Here is a 16156-nt window from a genome sequence, read left to right on the forward strand (position 1 = left end):
GCGCTCACACCGCACCTGTAGGAGCGGCTTTAGCCGCGAAGAGGCCGTCAGCATCAATACTGCGCTGCGCTAGTACCCAGTCATCTCCAGATACCCCCGCCCTTGTACGCTGCCATTCACCCGCACCGGCCCTTCCCAGTATGGGAACCGCGTCCCCATCCAGGCCTTGGCCTGCACTGCCTCGACCTGCACATCCAATTGCACCGAGGGCACTTGAACCCGCCAGCGGGTCGGCACGCGCTTGCCGTTATCCTGGTTGGCCCAGGCCAGCGGTGTCAGCTCGACCTCAGCCCCTTGCAGCGCGCGTACCTGCCCGTCAGGGCCAACCCAGGTGCCAGCCCGGTACGGCTGCCCCTGGTCTTCACGCACCTGAAACAGCATCAGCTTGGCGCCACTGCCCAGGTGCAGCGAAAACCAGTCCCAGCCACTTTGCCCGGCCGCCAACGGCTGGCTGCTCCACTCCCGGTCGAGCCAGGCCTGCCCGGTTACCGCAATGCGCTGCCCGTCCCGCTCGACCTCTCCACTGACCTGGTAGAACGGCTGGCTGTAATAGTACGAAGCCTGGCCCTTGCCAGACTTTTCGCTGTAACCACGGTCACCGTGCAACACCAGCGGCTTGTCGCTGGTCAGGGTCAGGTCGTAGCGAAAGCCCTGGCCGCTGGCACGCATCTGCAAGCGCTGGATGTTGTCATCGCCTTGCAGCGACCAGTCGTTGATCCAGGCCCGGAACGGCCCGATTTCGACACCGGCCTGGCCGATGCCGCCCCGTGCCAGCGTTTCGCCGACCTGGTGGCCGCCCGGGTCGGTCAGCGCGGCATGGCCCATCCACAGGTTGGGGCTGTTCCAACTGTGCGTTTCGGGGCCGGGGCGCAGGGCTGAACGGAACAGTGTCCATTGCACGCCCCAGTCGCGGCCTTGGGCATCACGCAGGTTGGCGGTGACATACCACCATTCGATGCGGTAGCCGTCGTGGGCGCCGTGGTCGCGGGGGAACACCCGCTCAGTGTTGCGCGTGACCTGCTTGAACGCCGCCGCCTCGGCTCCGAGCCCTGCATAACTCGCAGCTGGCGGCGCAGGCGCGTCACACCCGGCCAGCAGCAGGCAGGCCAGCAACGGCCAGGCATCAAGCCTCATCGGCGAACCGCCTCAACAGCTCACTCGGCTGGCGCCGTGCCAATTGCCACAACGGCCAGGCGCTGGCCAAAAGGCTGGTCAACACGCCAAGCCCGGCCAGTTGCACCAGTTGGCTGGCAAACACGTGCCAGGGCAGCCGCCAGCCGAATGCCTGCACATTCACCACCGCCACCAGGCACCAGGCCAGCAGCAACCCGAGCGGGATGGCCAGCAGTATGGTAAAGCCGCTGAGCATCAGGGTCTGGCCCAAGCTCAGCCAGGCCAGCCGACGGCGCGGCACGCCCAGCGCCCACAGCGGAGCCAGCTGCCCGAGGCGCTGCTGGCCCAGGGTCAGCTGGCTGATGAACAGCGCCACGCCAGCGACGCCCAGGGTAAGGCTGTTCAGGGCGGCGGTGACAGCGAAGGTACGGCTGAATATCTGCGTCGACCAGGCTTTCAGGCTGGCCTGCTCGACCAGTTGCGATTCGTCCAGGCCGTAGCGCTGCTGCAAGGCGCCCTTGACCTGCGCGACCTGCCCGGGCCGGATCAGCAGGCTCAGGCCGCTCAGGCTGGCCGTCGGCGCGTGCCGGCGCAACCAGTCGGCATTGACCAGCACATGCCCTTTAGGGTTGCCATAGTCGGCGTGAATGCCTACCACCCGCATGCCCTGCGCCGGTTCGCCCGGCAACTGCACGGTATCCCCGATGCCCAACCCAAGGCGCCGCGCCAATTGCTCGCTGAGCATCGCACCCTGCCCGTTGGCTACCTGCGCCCAGGCGTCCGCAGCCTGTTCCAGCAAAGGCCAATGGTTGCGGTAGAACGGATGATCGATCACCCCCTGCACCTGCACCGGCCATTGCTGCAGGCGCCACTCCACCCGCCAGCCTGGCAGCACGGCACTGACGTCCGGGTTGTGCTGCAGGTCCTGGTAGATCTGCAGCGCCTGCGTGCTGTCGCGGGGTGTGACATACAGGTCGGCGGCCAGGCGCTGGTCGAGCCAGTCTACGAACGTGCGGCGGAACCCTTCGGTCATGCCGCCCACGCCCACACTGGCAGCCAATGCCAGTAACAGCGCCATCAGTGCCAGGCTCAGCGCCGGCAACTGCTGGCGGCTGTCGGCAATGAACCACTGCGCCAGCGGCCGCCGGCCGTGCCTGCCCAAGCCGGCGAGCAGCAGGGCCAGTGCGCCCGGCAACAACAGGGCCGCCGCCAGCAACAACGCAGCAAGCATGGCGAAAGCACTGGCCAGGCTGCTGCCAAAAACGCCACAGCCCAGGGCCAGCAAGGCCAGGGCTGCGGCAGCCAGCGTCTGGCGCTTCAACCAGGGCAGCTGGGCCAACCGCCACGCCTGCGGTTGAGCCAACGCCAGCAACGGCAACCGCGCTGCGCGCAACAGGCTGTCGATGCCGGCCAGCAGTGCGCCGAGCAGGCTCACGGCAATACCCACCAGCCACCAGAACAGCGGCAGATGCAGGTGCCCGGACACCTGGGCGCCATACAGGCCGCGCAGGCTGGAAGCGAAGTCGGGCAGCAGCAGCGCCGCCAGCAGGTAACCTGCCGCCACGCCTGCCAGGCCGCCGGCCACAGCGAACAGCCCAAGCTCCAGGGCCAACGCCGCCAGCAACACCTTCAGGCTCACACCGCAAGCGCGCAAGGTTCGCATCAGGCCTCGTCGCTGCTCCAGCGCCAGGCCGATGGCGGCATGGGCAATGAACAGCCCGACCACGAAGGCCAGCAGGCCGAGGGCCGTGAGGTTGAGATGAAAGCTCGCGGTCAGGCGTTGCAGGTCGGTGTCATCGCCCGCTGGCTGCACTTTCAATCGCTCGGCGAAGGCCTGCGGCAACGGCTGGTCGGTGTCGCTGATCAGCCGCGACAGCTGCCCTGGCGCGTCGAGCAAGGCCTGGGCCACGCCGATATCGACCAGCATCACGCCAGGCGCCAGGTGCTCATTCAAGGTCAGTGGCGGCAACGCCTGCCCATCGGCCGTGCGTAGCTTGCCCGCCAGTTGGCGCAAGGTATCTGGCCCGACCCAGGCCTGCCCTGGTGTGCCGATGAAGGCCGGCAAATCGAAGCTCGCCGGGTCGGCACCTGCGACTGCCGTGCCAGGCAGCATGCTCAGCGGCTCGATGCCGATCAGCCTGACGGCAATCGCCGGCTCACCGGCCAGGCGCAAGCGCCCTTCCAGCACCGGCGTCACTTGCCAGCCTTGCCTGCGCAGTTGCACATACAGCGCCTGATCGAATCGCTGCCCGTCCCGCGCGACGATCTGCTGATGCGCCGGCCCGCTCAACACGGCGCTGGCCTGGGCATAATCGCTGCGCGCCTGGGCGTTTAGCGCCTGCACGCCAGTCCACAAGGCGGTCGCCAGCCACAAGCCGGTGAAGATGCTGATGCACTGCAAGCGGTGGCGCCACCAGTGGCTGCCCAGTGCCTGCAGGGTTATCAGCAGGTCGTTCATCAGCTTTGCACCCGGCCCTGATGCAGCACGCAGCGGTGCTGCAGGCAGGCCGCCAGGCGCGGGCTGTGGGTCACCATCAGCACGCTGCTGCCGGCCTCGCCGACCAGTTGCAGCAGCAAGGCCAGCACCTCGTCGCTGCTGGCTTCGTCAAGGCTGCCGGTGGGTTCGTCGGCGAGCAATAGCGTCGGCCGGCTGGCCAGTGCCCGGCCGATGGCGACCCGCTGCTGCTGGCCGCCAGACAGCTGCTCCGGGTAACGATCGAGCAAGGCCGCCAAACCCAGGCGTTCGGCCAGGTAGGCCAGCCACTGCGGGTCGTGGCGCTTGGCCAGGCGCGCCTGGAAGGCCAGGTTGGCTGCCACGTCGAGGCTGCTGATCAGGTTGTATTGCTGGAACACCAGGCCGATGCCCTCGCGCCGCCAACGGGCCAGGGCGGCCTCGCCGTGGCCGTGCAAGGGGCTACCGTCGATGAGGATGCGCCCGCTGTCGGCGCGGTCGAGGCCGGCGACCAGGTGCAACAGCGTGCTTTTGCCACTGCCGGATTCGCCCATCAGGGCCAGGCTGCTGCCGCGCGACAGGGTCAGGTCGACGCCGCGCAGGACCTGGAGTGGGCCTTGGGCAGTGGGGAAGGACTTGTGCAGGTGCTCGATGACCAGCATGGGGTTACCTTTGGGGAGCTAATTGCAGGGTGCATGCCTTTGATTCTATAGCGCCTGGGCGATCGAGCGCCGCCCGCGCGGCGCATCGCGGATAAATCCGCTCCTACATGTGTTGCAACGTGCCGAACCTGTCACGCCATCGTTGCCCGCCCTGGCGCATGACTTGAGCCCACAAACAAGGCAGGCAACCATGGCCTCACAGGCATGGCCACGTTGCAACAAATGTAGGAGCGGATTTATCCGCGATGCGCCGCGCGGGCGGCGCTCGGTCTCGAACCCACCAATAATCTACCGCCAACCCCCCCTAACCCACCAAGGCATGCTGCACTTCCCCAACAGTCGTCGCCAGGCTGTTCAGGTGCAAACTCAGCACCTGCTCCACCGGCGCCTGGTCCAGCGGCCAGTGCAAGGCAATGCTCCCGGCCAGTTGCCCCTGCACCCTCACCGGCAAGGCAATCGCGCGGATCAGGAACGGCAGGCGCACCGGATACTCCCAATAGCCCTCGGTACGCTGGCCGAAGCCCTTCTGCACATCACCTTCCAGGTCACGCATCAACACTTCACCGCCCACCCGCTCATGCTGGGCCAGGCGCTGCACCTCATCCACCGCCAGCTCCTTGAGGCAAGCCCGGCCCATCGCTGAATGGAACAGGCTGGCATGCTGGCCGACGATCTGGCAGTTGTTCGGATAACGCTTGCGCAACACTTGGGGAATCGCGCTTTCCATCACCTCCAGCCGCTCGCCGTCGAAGCACGAGAGGTCGACCACCAGCCCGGTGCGCTCGCTCAATTCCAGCAACAATGGTGCGGCGGTTTCCACCAGTTGGCGCTTGAAACGCTGCTGGCGGTCGCCAAACAGGCGGCGGGCGCACAGGCGGTAGCGCCGGTCGCTCAGGCCGCGGTAGACCCAACCCTGCTCCTGCAAGGTGGCGAGCATGCGCGATGCCGTGGCCTTGGGCAGGCCGGTGAGGTAATGCAGCTCCTCAAGCCCCAGGGCCTGATGCTCGCCAAGCAGTTCGACGATGGCCAGCGCGCGTTCCACCGAGCGCACGCCACCGCTGTCTGTCGCAGTGCCCATGTATCCGACCTCCCTGTCTATGCGTGGATGGTCATCATGCCCAGCAAGATACGGGCCGGGCCAGCCCCCTTACCGCTCCAGCAGGCTTGGCGGCGGGCGCCGGTCCACCCAACGGGTCAGCTGTTCATGGGCGTAGGCCAGCTGCAGCACGGCGTGGTCGGCCTGGGCCGGGCCTATGATCTGCAGGCCCGTCGGCAGCCCCGCGGCATTGAAACCGACCGGCACACTCATGCTCGGCAAACCGGCCAGGGTTGGCCCGATCACCACCTCCATCCAACGGTGGTAGGTGTCCATGGTGCGCCCCCCGACCACCTTCGGCCACGCCTGGGCTGCGTCGAAAGGGAACACCTGGGCCGCAGGCAACAGCAGGAAATCGTAACGCTCGAACAGTTTCTGCATGGCCTGGTACCACGCGCTGCGGTCCAGCGACGCCTGATACACCGCAGCGGCACTGAGCTGCAGGCCGCCCTCCACTTCCCATTGCGCCTCGGGTTTGAGCAGCGCCCGTTTGCCCGGGTCGGCATAGGCCGCCGCCAGGTTGCCGTGCACCAGGAAGTGGCGGTGGGTGAGCCAACATTGCCACAACCGCGCCGGATCGAACGCGGGCTGGCAGGCCTCGACGGTGCAGCCAAGCTCGGCGAAATCGGCCAGGGCTGCTTCGCACAGCCCCAGCACGCCGTCTTCCATCGGCAGATAGCCGTCGTAGTCACCCAGCCAGCCGATCCGCGCCCCTTTGAAATCGCGCTGCAGCCCCGCCGCGAAATCCCGCCCGCCATCGTTCAGCGACAACGGCACCCGCGCATCATGCCCGGCCTGCACCGTCAGCAAGCGGGCGACATCGGTCACGCTGCGCCCCATCGGCCCCTCAGTGGCCAGCTGCTGGACGAACAGCTCCGGCGTCGGCCCATAGGGCACCCTGCCTAGCGACGGGCGCAGGCCGAACACGTTGTTGAACGCCGCCGGGTTGCGCAGCGACCCCATCATGTCGCTGCCATCAGCCACCGGTAGCAAGCGCATGGCCAGCGCCGCCGCCGCGCCGCCGCTGCTGCCTCCGGCCACGCGGCTGTGGTCGTAGGCATTGGTGGTGGTGCCGAACAGCGTGTTGTAACTCTGCGAACCCAAGCCGAACTCCGGCACATTGCTCTTGCCGATGATGATCGCCCCGTTCGCCCGCACCCGCGCCACGCTGATGGCATCGTGCGCCGGCACCTGCTCGGCGAACAGCGGCGAACCCAGCGTGGTGCGCAGCCCGGCCGTGGCGGCCAGGTCCTTGATCGCCTGGGGCATGCCATGCATCCAGCCCCGCGACTGGCCTTGCGCCAGTTCGCGGTCGCAGGCATCGGCCTCGGCCAGCAAGGCTTCAGCTGCGCGCAACGACACCAGTGCATTGACCTGCGGGTTGCAGCGCTCGATATGGCCCAGGTAAGCCTGCATCACCTCGCGGCACGCTACCTGGCGTGCATGGATGGCCCGGGACAAGGCCTCGGCGTCGAGGGCGACGATGGGGTCGATAGCTAACGCGTTCACGGTTTTACTCCAAGGTTGTAGGCGACGGCCTTGCCGGCGCGCGGTGCTTCTTTCAGGCAGTAGGTGCCGAGCAGGGTCAGCAGGCAGGCGAACAGCACGTAGAACGACGGTGCCACCGGCGTGCCCAGCACCTTGCTCAGCCAGGTGACGATCAGCGGTGCGAAGCCGCCGAACACCATCACCGCCACGTTGTAGGCCACCGACACGCCCGTGGAGCGCACCTCGACCGGGAACTGCTCGGCCAGCGCGGTCGGCGCGGGGCCGAAGAAACCACCGATGGCGCTACACAGCAGCAGCTGCATCACCAGCAGGCGCTCGATCGAGGGCGCCGCGGCCACCCACACATAAAGCGGGTAGACCATGACGAAGAACGCCAGGGTGAAGGCCATCAGCACCGGCCGCCGGCCAAGCCGGTCCGACAGCGCGCCAGACAGCGGAATCACCACGGTCATCAGGCCCACGGCGAGCATCTGCACCAGCAGCACCTGGTCCAGCGGCAGGCCGAGGTTCTTGTGGGCGAAGGTCGGCATGTTCACCAGCACCACGTAGAACGACACCGTCGCGCCACACGCCAGGCCCATCGACACCAGCAGGCTGCGGCGGTGTTCGCGCAGCACCTGCCACAGGCTCGGCGCCTGGCCCTTGGCCTGCTTGCGCGCCTCCAGGAATTCCTCGGGTTCTTCCATGTGCTTGCGAATCCAAAGCCCCACCGGGCCAATCAGCAAGCCAAGCACGAACGGTATCCGCCAGCCCCAGCTGTCCAGCGCCTCGGGCGTGCACAGGTGGGTGACCAGCGCCACCATCGCCGCCCCGGAAAACACTGCCAGGCACTGCCCCACCAGCTGCCAGGAGCCATACAGGCCCTTGCGATTGGCCGGCGCGCTCTCCACCAGAAACGCCGTGGCGCTGGCGTACTCGCCGCCAGTGGCAAAGCCCTGCAGCATGCGCGCGACCACGATCAGCAGCGGCGCGCCCATGCCGATGGCCAGGTAGCTGGGGGCAAAGGCGATCATGGCGATCGACACCGTCATCAGGCGGATGATCAGCTGCATCGCCGCCTTGCGCCCCTTGCGGTCGGAATACACCCCCAGCAGCACCCCACCCACCGGGCGCATGAAAAAGCCCACGCCGAACGTGGCCAGGGCCATCAGCAGCGAAGCGTATTCGTCGTCCGAGGGAAAGAACTGGCGGGCGATGATGCTTGCCAGAAAGCCGTACACGATAAAGTCATACCACTCCAGCGCATTGCCGATGACCGCCGCGACCACTTGCCGGGTACGCGAGGCGCCTGTATTGGAAATCTGCATGCGGAACACTCCATCTTCTGTTCAGGTGATCGCCCAGGCGCAGCGGCGCCCGGGCTCCCAGCGGCAGTCGTCAATACAGGGCAATCAGGCCGGCTTGAGCCAGCTCTCGGTCAGCGCGCCCCAGTAGGCGGCGCCGGTCAGCAGGATGTCGTCGTTGAAGTCGTAGGCAGGGTTGTGCACCATCGGCCGCTGCACGCCGTTACCGATGAACAGGTAGGCGCCCGGGCAGCGCTGCAGCATCCAGGCAAAGTCCTCGCTGCCCATCAGCTTGCGGGTATTGCCATCGACCTTGTCCGCGCCGAGCAGTGCTTCACCGACCTGCTGGGCAAAGGCGTTTTCCGCGGCATGGTTGACCAGCACCGGGTACGCCGGGCGGTGCTCGATGCTGGCCGTGCAGCCAAAGCTCTGGGCTTGGCTGACGATGATGGCCCGCACCCGTTCCAGGGTCTGCGCCCTGACGTCGGCATCCAGCGCACGCAGGCTCAGGCGCAGCAGCGCCTGCTGTGGAATCACGTTGGCCGCCTCGCCCGCCTGCAGCGCGCCGACCGTGACCACCGCCGCTTCTTGGGCATCAATGTTGCGCGCCACCACCGTCTGCAACGCCATCACCACACTGGCTGCCGCCACCAGCGGGTCGACCGTCAGGTGCGGCATCGAGCCATGCCCGCCAACGCCTTCGATGGTCACGGTCAGCAGGTCTTGCGAAGCCATCATCGGCCCTTCACGCAAGCCCAGGTGCCCAGCCGGCAGCCCCGGCATGTTGTGCATGCCGAACAGTGCATCACAGGGGAAGCGCTCCAGCAGCCCATCGGCAAGCATCGCCTCGGCACCACCCTGGCCCTCCTCGGCCGGCTGGAAGATCAACGTCAGCGTGCCATCGAACTGCCGCGTCGCCGCCAGGTAGCGCGCCGCGCCCAGCAGCATGGTGGTGTGGCCATCGTGGCCACAGGCGTGCATGCAGCCCTGGTGGCGGCTGCTGTAGGCAGCACCGGTGGCCTCATGGATCGGCAACGCGTCCATGTCGGCACGCAAGCCCAGCTTGCGCGGGCTGCTGCCGTTGCGCAGCACGCCGACCACACCGGTCTTGCCGATGCCGGTGTGCACCTCGTAGCCCCACTGCTGCAACAGCGTGGCGACCAGGGCCGAGGTGCGGCTTTCTTCAAAACCGAGTTCAGGGTGAGCGTGGATATCGTGGCGGATGGCGTGCAGGTCGCTGGCCACGTCATTGAGCCAGGCCAGGATGTGCTGGTGTTGCTGCATGGGGAATCTCCTCGCGCGGGTGGGTCCCGTTCTTGTTGTTCGCTTGAGATCACGACGGGAAAGGCAGGTCGTGCTTGGCGACAGATAAGCGCGAGTGGCGAGGGAGTACAAACGAATGTGATTCCGCCCAGTGGAACCACCTTGCAAAAAATGCTTGTCGCGCGCCTAGAACTCCACCTTGCCCCGCCCCGCCTTGACCGTGCTGCGCCTGGCTTTGCCTTCGAGGCGGCGAGTCTTCGAGCCGAGGGTTGGCTTGGTGGGGCGGCGTTTTTTCTCGGTCTTGCCGGCAGCAATGATCAACTCGGCAAGACGCGCCAGTGCGTCAGTGCGGTTCTGCTCCTGGGTGCGGTACTGTTGGGCCTTGATGATCAACACGCCGTCGCCGGTGATGCGACTGTCACGCAGTGCCAACAGTCGCTCCTTGTAAAACTCCGGTAGCGACGAGGCGCGAATGTCGAAGCGCAGGTGCACGGCGCTGGACACCTTGTTGACATTCTGCCCACCTGCGCCTTGCGCGCGGATGTAGGTCAGTTCGATGTCGGCATCGGGCAGATGCACGTTGTTAGAGATGGTCAGCATGGCATGGCCCTTGTGATTGCCTGCCATTATCACAGCCTTGGCGGTTCGCTCACAGAACAAAACGCGTTTGAGCTCAACGTCAAGATCGAGATGCCCTACTGCGCTGGCCTTGCAGAGTGGCAGTCGTCTGATCCCAAGTGCTTGCCCAGTTTCCAAGGACTGGCGCGAAACCTGTGCAAGCGGGCTGGCCCGCGAACACGGGCGCAGCCCGTGCCGTCCAGCGCCATGCCTGACAGCCACTACATGATGCAGCTGTCACCCGTACAGTATGAGAAACGCTATTTTCTGAGCTTGGAGAGTGTCTAGGAAACCAGGGGCGATTCAGGCCTTGCAAAAATGTAGACGGAAAAAATTCTGTATCAACATGGATGAATGAATATTGGCGCCATTGCTACAAAAGAGATTGAGCCAACAGATCCGGAACTCGCCACGGCATTACCGTATCACTGAAAGTTTTCAGTGCTGATCATATACGAGCTCGTCTAACTCATCACACGGCGGAGCAAGTTCAAATACTCGACTGGCCAAATCAAAAATGTGTTGAGACCAGGCCACCTTGGCCACCCACTCCGGCGGCATGCCCGTCACGCCATACAGGGCGCCGGCAATCTGCCCCGCCGTCGCCGCCACACTGTCGGCATCATCGGCAAGATTGGCAGCCAACAGAATCGCATCTCGGAAATTGTCCGTATTCCACACAGCCCACAGCGCGGCTTCCAAAGTATCGACCACATACCCGGACGAGCGAATCTGCTCACGGGATTTGCGCTTGTACTCCCCGGCATTGATGATCAAGGCCCGGGGCTGCAGGGGGCGTACCTTGGGTGCCAATGCCTCTTCCTTGTCCGCCCCATTAAGTGCCAGGTGCAGCTGCGCACCGAACAACTTGCAGCACTCCAACACCTCGATCGCGCCATGGGTCACGCTGCTCTGTGCGACACTCTCCCACCAGGTTGCCGACAGTGAATGGCGCCGGAAAATGGCAGTAGGCGCGAGCCTGATCAACGAACCATTGCCCGCTGTCGAAGCCTCCCGATTTCCCCTCCATCCAAGCCTTTGCGCCTCCCACCCTTCCAGGGCGCAGCGCGTGACATTGCCAATGTCGAAGCAGCGGCCATTGGCGCTGTTCTCGCCCTGCCGGTACCAGCGCACCATGGCATCGGCAAAAGTCGCGTAATCGAACTTGCCTTGGCTTGCATAGGTATCCGCCAGGCACAGCGCCATGCTGGTATCGTCGGTCCACTCACCCGGCGCCAGGCGGAAAGGACCACCGCCGACCATATCGCTGACATGCCCTTGATCGCGCCGCTGAAACTCCAGCGTCGTGCCTACCGCATCACCAATCGCCAGCCCCAACAGTGCACCTTGCGCACGGTCCAGCGCCTGTGCCGGTGACAACGTGCAGGGCCTTTCGCTCAACCAGGCAGGCTTGATGCGCGGCAGCCTGGGGGCATCGGCTGCCAACGTGTAGTCCATGCGTTGCTGCAACTGCGGCGACCAGTCGGGCAGCAGGTCGACGTAACGCTGGGCATACTCGCTCAGAGTTGCATCCGCGCTTCTCAGGTCGATCATGCTCATTCCTTGCTGTGCGTTGCGCTCATCCGTGCGAACATTCTGCTGAACCTGCTACTCAGTGGCAACGTACCGTGCAGGCAACAGCAGAGACCAGACCGATGCAGCAAGGAACGCTGAGGCCACCGTGAAGAATCATGCCGAACTCCATGTAAGATCCCCGATCCTTTTCAAACTGGCGGGCATTGGCCTGGCCCTCTGCCTGCTGGCTGCGGGGGCGCTTGGCGTTTACGTGCTCTGGACTGAAATCTTCCCGCTTTACGGTCGCCTCTACAGGCATGCACCGATCGTGGAAACACCCCTGATGTCATTCTTCGTGATCGCGGCATTGCCGTTCACGCCGATGAGGGTCGTGGGATGCTTGATCGCCGCCTGGACCGGCAAGAAATTCGACCCACCGAAAAAGTCCTGGCTTTACGCGTGGCAATTGCGCTCGATACAACTCACAGTCGCACTCATGGCCCTGGCACCTGTCATGATCGCGCTGACCACTGCCACGCTCTCCGCCAAGGGCTACTGGTCTTGTCCCAAGCTGCGCATTTCGGGCTCCGGATGGCAGATGTTCTGGGTGAACGATGAGCGCATGTGCTTCACGCCAGACAGCTACATCAACGATAACTGGCCATGCAAGATCGTCGGCGAGAAGAACATCTGCGTCCAAGTGGATGGCCGCTAGCGGCTTAACCCGAAGGCACTTCAAGCATGACATTCAATGACACCTACACCAGCGGCGAACACCGTTTCGCACTGGGAATAGAACTGACTTCACAGCAGTGCTACCTGTCCATCCCGGTCAGCAATGCCTTGGTCGATTACGAAGAGCACTACCGCATCGACAAGGCCCGATACGCCGCTTGGCTACAGGATCCTGCGATGGCTATGCCCATGGTCGTTCGCTGCCGCCGTCGTGAACTGGACACTGCCTTGATGATGCAACCTGGCACTCAACGCGGCGTGGCTGACCCGTGCCACTTGGACCTCACGGAGATCTCGGCAGTGATGGCACGAATCGCCATTCTGCTACAGCGCGATGGCGGCTACCCAAGCTGGGCCAACACGTTCCTGGGCTACCGCTCACGCCTGCACAGCGAGCCGCAACAGGTTCGCCTGAGCGTGTTCGCAATGCCGCGTGGCATGGGCACGCTCAGCGATGCCGTGCTGTATGAAAATGGCGACCCTTTGGTCGAAGCCACCGACGAATTGCATGCGTTGCTGGGGTGGTTGTGGGAGTGGGGAATCGAAGTCCGTACCACTGGCTCAAAACCGCTCTAGCAGGCTGCCCTAACGTCGCAGCGTGCGGCATATTCCGTCGCATTGCCATCATTGAACCGCGCCTTTCAGTGGCCTGCACACCTGCGTCTGCACCCGAAAAAATGAGACCCAGTTCACTTCCTGCAAAAAACTTTTAGCGCAAAATTTTACGCCGTTCTTACCCCCTGTACCCCTTATCTTTAGGGGCCAATCCCCTATTTTCAGTGGATGAAACCACACCGAGCCAGCATCCAGCCATCATTGCGGAAGTTCACAAAACAGGGAAAAAATTGCCGCCCTCGCAGGAACTTCTTTCACAGCGGGGTGCCCTACTCGGCATTACTGGCAACACGATATTCATGTGCCAGCACACAAATTTGCCGCAGCCGAGAGGCGCGATTTCAGGTCCACGCCATTGGCGTTTCAGGACGATCAAGCAGGCTCATGGACGATGTACCGATGACACAGACATTCGATGTCGAAGCACTGATCAAGCTGCGTAGCCAGACGCGGGCGATCTCCGATGCGCTGAAGGCGCAGGCGGCGGATTACCTTGCCACCGTGGCACCGCTGATCCGTCCGCAAACCCTGTTTGGCGAATACCTGCAAGGCGCCCAGCGCAGCAGCGGGCGCGAAACCCAGGGCCATTTCCAGTCGTTGATCGAACTTTACGAGCGCATCGGCTCGGCCGCGCCGTTCCAGCTGGTCAGCGAACTGGAAGTGCCGCTGAACCTGATCAGCACCACCCCCGAACTGTTCCCGCTGGAATACGACAAGGTCCTCGAACAGAGCGGCCAGGTCATTCGCATCACCAGCCCGACGCGCTGGGTGGTGGGCTTTCACGCCTTCGACCTGGCGCAGTTTCGCAACGTCATCAAAGACCCCAACCGCAGCAGCGCCGAGCTGTACCGCTTCGTGGTGCACTACCTGGTGCTGTTCTACTGCCTGAGCAAATCGCCGGGCCTTGGCCGGCTGTTCGAAGGCCTGCGCTACGGGCTCAGCTTCGAGCGCCTCAAGGGCTTTGGCGACCTGCCGTTCTGCGTCATCAGCTCGCCGGTACGTTCGGAACTTCCTGACGATTCGGTCATCCGTAGCAGCACGCAAATTGCCGGCAACACCAGCTTCGAAGAACTGGTGGGGCGCGACAACATTCTGGAAATGAACGACGACATCCGGCAGCGCCTGCTGCTGACGATCGAAGGACTGTAACGCGCAGGGCCCGCTCGCGGGCCGCGCAATGATTCGCAGCGAATTGCTCGCACTGGAGAACACGATGGCGAAGAAGGAAAGCACCCAGCACAAACTTGACCGCGTTCGCGCACCTCGGGTCCACATCACCTACGACGTGGACATCGGCGATGCGCTCGAAAAGAAGGAACTGCCCTTCGTCGTCGGCGTACTGGGCGACTTCTCGGGCAACCCGCTGGAGCCGCTGCCCAAGCTCAAGGACCGCAAGTTCGTCTTCATCGACCGCGACAACTTCAACAGCGTGCTCAAGGGCATCAAGCCGCGCCTGACCTACCGCGTGGACAACACCCTGGCCAAGAACGGTACTCAGCTGGGCGTCGAGCTCAACTTCAACACCCTCGAAGATTTCGAGCCACAGAACGTGGTCAAGCAGGTCGAGCCGCTGCGCAAGCTGCTGGAAGTGCGTAACAAGCTGGCCGACCTGCGCAACAAGATGGGCGGCAACGACAAGCTCGAAGAGCTGCTGATGGACGTGCTGCAGAACACCGAGAAGCTGAAAACCCTGGGCAAGGAATTCGGTCGCGAAGCCGCCGTACCTGCCGACGATGGCAAAGAGTAAGCAGGAGCCAGACGATGACCGACAAGCAAGTATTGCCTCAACAGGAATCCGACCTGGTCGAAGTCGAGAACTTCGCGCCCCAGGCCTCTCTGCTCGACAGCATCATCTCCGAGAGCCGTGTGGCCCGTTCGGAAACCGAGCGCAGCCGTACCCGCGACCTGATCGGTGAACTGGTCGGTCAGGTGCTGGAAGGCGAACTGACGCCCAGCAAGGATCTGATCGCCGTACTCGATGCGCGTATCGCCGAAATCGACGCGATGCTCTCCGAGCAGATGAACGAGATCATGCACGCCAGCGAATTCCAGCAGCTGGAAGCCTCCTGGCGCGGCCTGAAGTACCAGGTCGACCAGACCGAGACCAGCACCACGCTGAAGATCCAGTTGCTCAACGCATCGAAAAAGGACCTGGTCCGCGACCTGAAGGCCGCCTCCGAATTCGACCAGAGCGCACTGTTCAAGAAAATCTACGAAGAAGAGTACGGTACCTTCGGCGGTGCGCCTTTCGGCATGCTGGTGGGCGACTACGAGTTCACTCGCAGCCCAGAGGACATGTACCTGCTTGAAGAAATCTCCCACGTCGCCGCTGCCGCCCACGCGCCGTTCATCTCTGCAGCATCGCCGGAGCTGTTCGGCTGGGACTCGTTCACCGACATGTCCGGACCGCGCGACCTGGCGAAGATCTTCGACACCGTCGAATACGCCAAGTGGAAGTCGTTCCGCGCCTCCGAAGACTCGCGCTATGTCGGCCTGACCCTGCCGCACGTACTCGGCCGCCTGCCCTATGGCCCGGATACCGTGCCGGTGGACGAGTTCAACTTCGTCGAAAGCGTCGATGGCCGTGACCACAACAAGTACCTGTGGATGAACGCCGCTTACGCCCTGGGCACCCGCGTGACCGATGCCTTCTCCCGCTATGGCTGGTGCGTGGCGATCCGTGGCGTGGAAGGCGGTGGCCTGGTCGAAGGCCTGCCGACCCACACCTTCAAGACTGACGACGGTGAAATCGCGCTCAAGTGCCCGACTGAAATCGCCATTACCGACCGCCGCGAGAAAGAGCTGTCGGACCTTGGCTTCATCCCCCTGGTCCACTGCAAGGGCACCGACTACGCTGCGTTCTTCGGCACCCAGTCGACCCAGAAGCAGAAGCAATACAACACCGACATTGCCAATGCCAACGCACGGCTGTCGGCGCAGCTGCAGTACATCTTCGCCACCTCGCGTATCGCCCACTACATGAAGGCGATCATGCGCGACAAGATCGGCAGCTTCGCCTCGCGCAAGGACGTGGAGTCGTTCCTCAACGAATGGTTGGCCGACTACGTGCTGCTCGACGACACCGCCAGCCAGGAGGCCAAGGCCAAATTCCCGCTGCGTGAAGCCAGCGTCGAAGTGGTCGAGGTGCCGGGCAAGCCAGGTGCCTACAAGGCCGTGGCGTTCTTGCGCCCGCACTACCAGCTTGACGAACTGACCGCCTCGCTGCGTCTGGTCGCCGAACTGCCGCAATCCACCCGTAGCTGATCGAACCCAAGCCAGGAAGGCGCCAGTCACC

13 protein-coding genes and 1 pseudogene are annotated in these 16156 nt (G+C 64.0%); 5 read left to right on the forward strand and 9 right to left on the reverse strand.

Annotated elements, in window-relative coordinates:
• Positions 1-69: 69 nt before the first annotated feature.
• From H040_RS10765 to tri1, 9 genes and pseudogenes are all read right to left on the reverse strand, one after another.
• Positions 70-1134, reverse strand: coding sequence for a lipocalin-like domain-containing protein (locus tag H040_RS10765; protein WP_027917401.1), 1065 nt, complete (start codon positions 1132-1134; stop codon positions 70-72).
• The gene (locus tag H040_RS10770; RefSeq protein ID WP_027917402.1) at positions 1124-3571 is read right to left on the reverse strand and encodes an ABC transporter permease; all 2448 of its coding nucleotides are present in this window, start codon (positions 3569-3571) and stop codon (positions 1124-1126) included. The genes H040_RS10765 and H040_RS10770 overlap by 11 nt, the downstream gene beginning before the upstream one ends.
• A complete protein-coding gene (locus H040_RS10775; protein WP_027917403.1) occupies positions 3571-4227 on the reverse strand; it encodes an ABC transporter ATP-binding protein in 657 nt (218 codons plus the stop codon). The genes H040_RS10770 and H040_RS10775 overlap by 1 nt, the downstream gene beginning before the upstream one ends.
• A gap of 304 nt (positions 4228-4531) precedes the next feature.
• A complete protein-coding gene (locus tag H040_RS10780) occupies positions 4532-5305 on the reverse strand; it encodes an IclR family transcriptional regulator (RefSeq protein ID WP_027917404.1) in 774 nt (257 codons plus the stop codon).
• Positions 5306-5374: 69 nt separating this feature from the next.
• The gene (locus H040_RS10785; protein ID WP_027917405.1) at positions 5375-6832 is read right to left on the reverse strand and encodes an amidase; all 1458 of its coding nucleotides are present in this window, start codon (positions 6830-6832) and stop codon (positions 5375-5377) included.
• A complete protein-coding gene (locus H040_RS10790) occupies positions 6829-8139 on the reverse strand; it encodes a citrate-proton symporter (RefSeq protein WP_027917406.1) in 1311 nt (436 codons plus the stop codon). The genes H040_RS10785 and H040_RS10790 overlap by 4 nt, the downstream gene beginning before the upstream one ends.
• Positions 8140-8180: 41 nt before the next feature.
• Positions 8181-9399, reverse strand: a pseudogene (locus tag H040_RS10795) (M20 aminoacylase family protein); the annotation flags it as partial.
• Positions 9400-9564: 165 nt separating this feature from the next.
• Positions 9565-9978 carry an alternative ribosome rescue aminoacyl-tRNA hydrolase ArfB gene (arfB, locus tag H040_RS10800; RefSeq protein ID WP_027917408.1) on the reverse strand — a complete coding sequence of 138 codons (414 nt, stop codon included), beginning with the start codon at positions 9976-9978 and terminating at the stop codon, positions 9565-9567.
• A gap of 456 nt (positions 9979-10434) precedes the next feature.
• Positions 10435-11550: an ADP-ribosylarginine hydrolase Tri1 gene (tri1, locus tag H040_RS10810; RefSeq protein ID WP_027917410.1), complete on the reverse strand. Its 1116-nt coding sequence runs from the start codon at positions 11548-11550 to the stop codon at positions 10435-10437.
• 127 nt (positions 11551-11677) lie between these two features.
• On the opposite strand from tri1, the gene H040_RS10815 reads away from it, so the two are divergent.
• From H040_RS10815 to tssC, 5 genes are all read left to right on the forward strand, one after another.
• The gene (locus H040_RS10815; protein ID WP_027917411.1) at positions 11678-12226 is read left to right on the forward strand and encodes a hypothetical protein; all 549 of its coding nucleotides are present in this window, start codon (positions 11678-11680) and stop codon (positions 12224-12226) included.
• Between the two features lie 26 nt (positions 12227-12252).
• Positions 12253-12822, forward strand: a complete 570-nt coding sequence (locus H040_RS10820; protein ID WP_033695975.1) for a hypothetical protein — start codon at positions 12253-12255, stop codon at positions 12820-12822.
• A gap of 438 nt (positions 12823-13260) precedes the next feature.
• On the forward strand, positions 13261-14010 hold the full coding sequence (locus H040_RS10825; protein ID WP_027917412.1) for a hypothetical protein: 750 nt from the start codon (positions 13261-13263) through the stop codon (positions 14008-14010).
• Positions 14011-14074: 64 nt separating this feature from the next.
• Positions 14075-14608, forward strand: a complete 534-nt coding sequence (gene tssB, locus H040_RS10830; RefSeq protein ID WP_027917413.1) for a type VI secretion system contractile sheath small subunit — start codon at positions 14075-14077, stop codon at positions 14606-14608.
• Positions 14609-14622: 14 nt separating this feature from the next.
• Positions 14623-16125 carry a type VI secretion system contractile sheath large subunit gene (tssC, locus tag H040_RS10835; RefSeq protein ID WP_027917414.1) on the forward strand — a complete coding sequence of 501 codons (1503 nt, stop codon included), beginning with the start codon at positions 14623-14625 and terminating at the stop codon, positions 16123-16125.
• The last annotated feature ends 31 nt before the right edge of the window (positions 16126-16156 follow it).

The sequence above is a fragment of the Pseudomonas sp. URMO17WK12:I7 genome (genome assembly GCF_003269045.1).
Taxonomy (GTDB): domain Bacteria; phylum Pseudomonadota; class Gammaproteobacteria; order Pseudomonadales; family Pseudomonadaceae; genus Aquipseudomonas; species Aquipseudomonas putida_J.

Excerpts from the sequence above, each read along its gene's own strand:
- H040_RS10770 (WP_027917402.1), bottom strand. The coding sequence starts at position 3,571 with ATGAACGACCTGCTGATAACCCTGCAGGCACTGGGCAGCCACTGGTGG.
- H040_RS10825 (WP_027917412.1), top strand. The coding sequence starts at position 13,261 with ATGACACAGACATTCGATGTCGAAGCACTGATCAAGCTGCGTAGCCAG.
- H040_RS10775 (WP_027917403.1), bottom strand. The coding sequence starts at position 4,227 with ATGCTGGTCATCGAGCACCTGCACAAGTCCTTCCCCACTGCCCAAGGC.
- H040_RS10765 (WP_027917401.1), bottom strand. The coding sequence starts at position 1,134 with ATGAGGCTTGATGCCTGGCCGTTGCTGGCCTGCCTGCTGCTGGCCGGG.
- arfB (WP_027917408.1), bottom strand. The coding sequence starts at position 9,978 with ATGCTGACCATCTCTAACAACGTGCATCTGCCCGATGCCGACATCGAA.
- tri1 (WP_027917410.1), bottom strand. The coding sequence starts at position 11,550 with ATGATCGACCTGAGAAGCGCGGATGCAACTCTGAGCGAGTATGCCCAG.
- H040_RS10820 (WP_033695975.1), top strand. The coding sequence starts at position 12,253 with ATGACATTCAATGACACCTACACCAGCGGCGAACACCGTTTCGCACTG.
- H040_RS10790 (WP_027917406.1), bottom strand. The coding sequence starts at position 8,139 with ATGCAGATTTCCAATACAGGCGCCTCGCGTACCCGGCAAGTGGTCGCG.
- tssB (WP_027917413.1), top strand. The coding sequence starts at position 14,075 with ATGGCGAAGAAGGAAAGCACCCAGCACAAACTTGACCGCGTTCGCGCA.
- tssC (WP_027917414.1), top strand. The coding sequence starts at position 14,623 with ATGACCGACAAGCAAGTATTGCCTCAACAGGAATCCGACCTGGTCGAA.
- H040_RS10780 (WP_027917404.1), bottom strand. The coding sequence starts at position 5,305 with ATGGGCACTGCGACAGACAGCGGTGGCGTGCGCTCGGTGGAACGCGCG.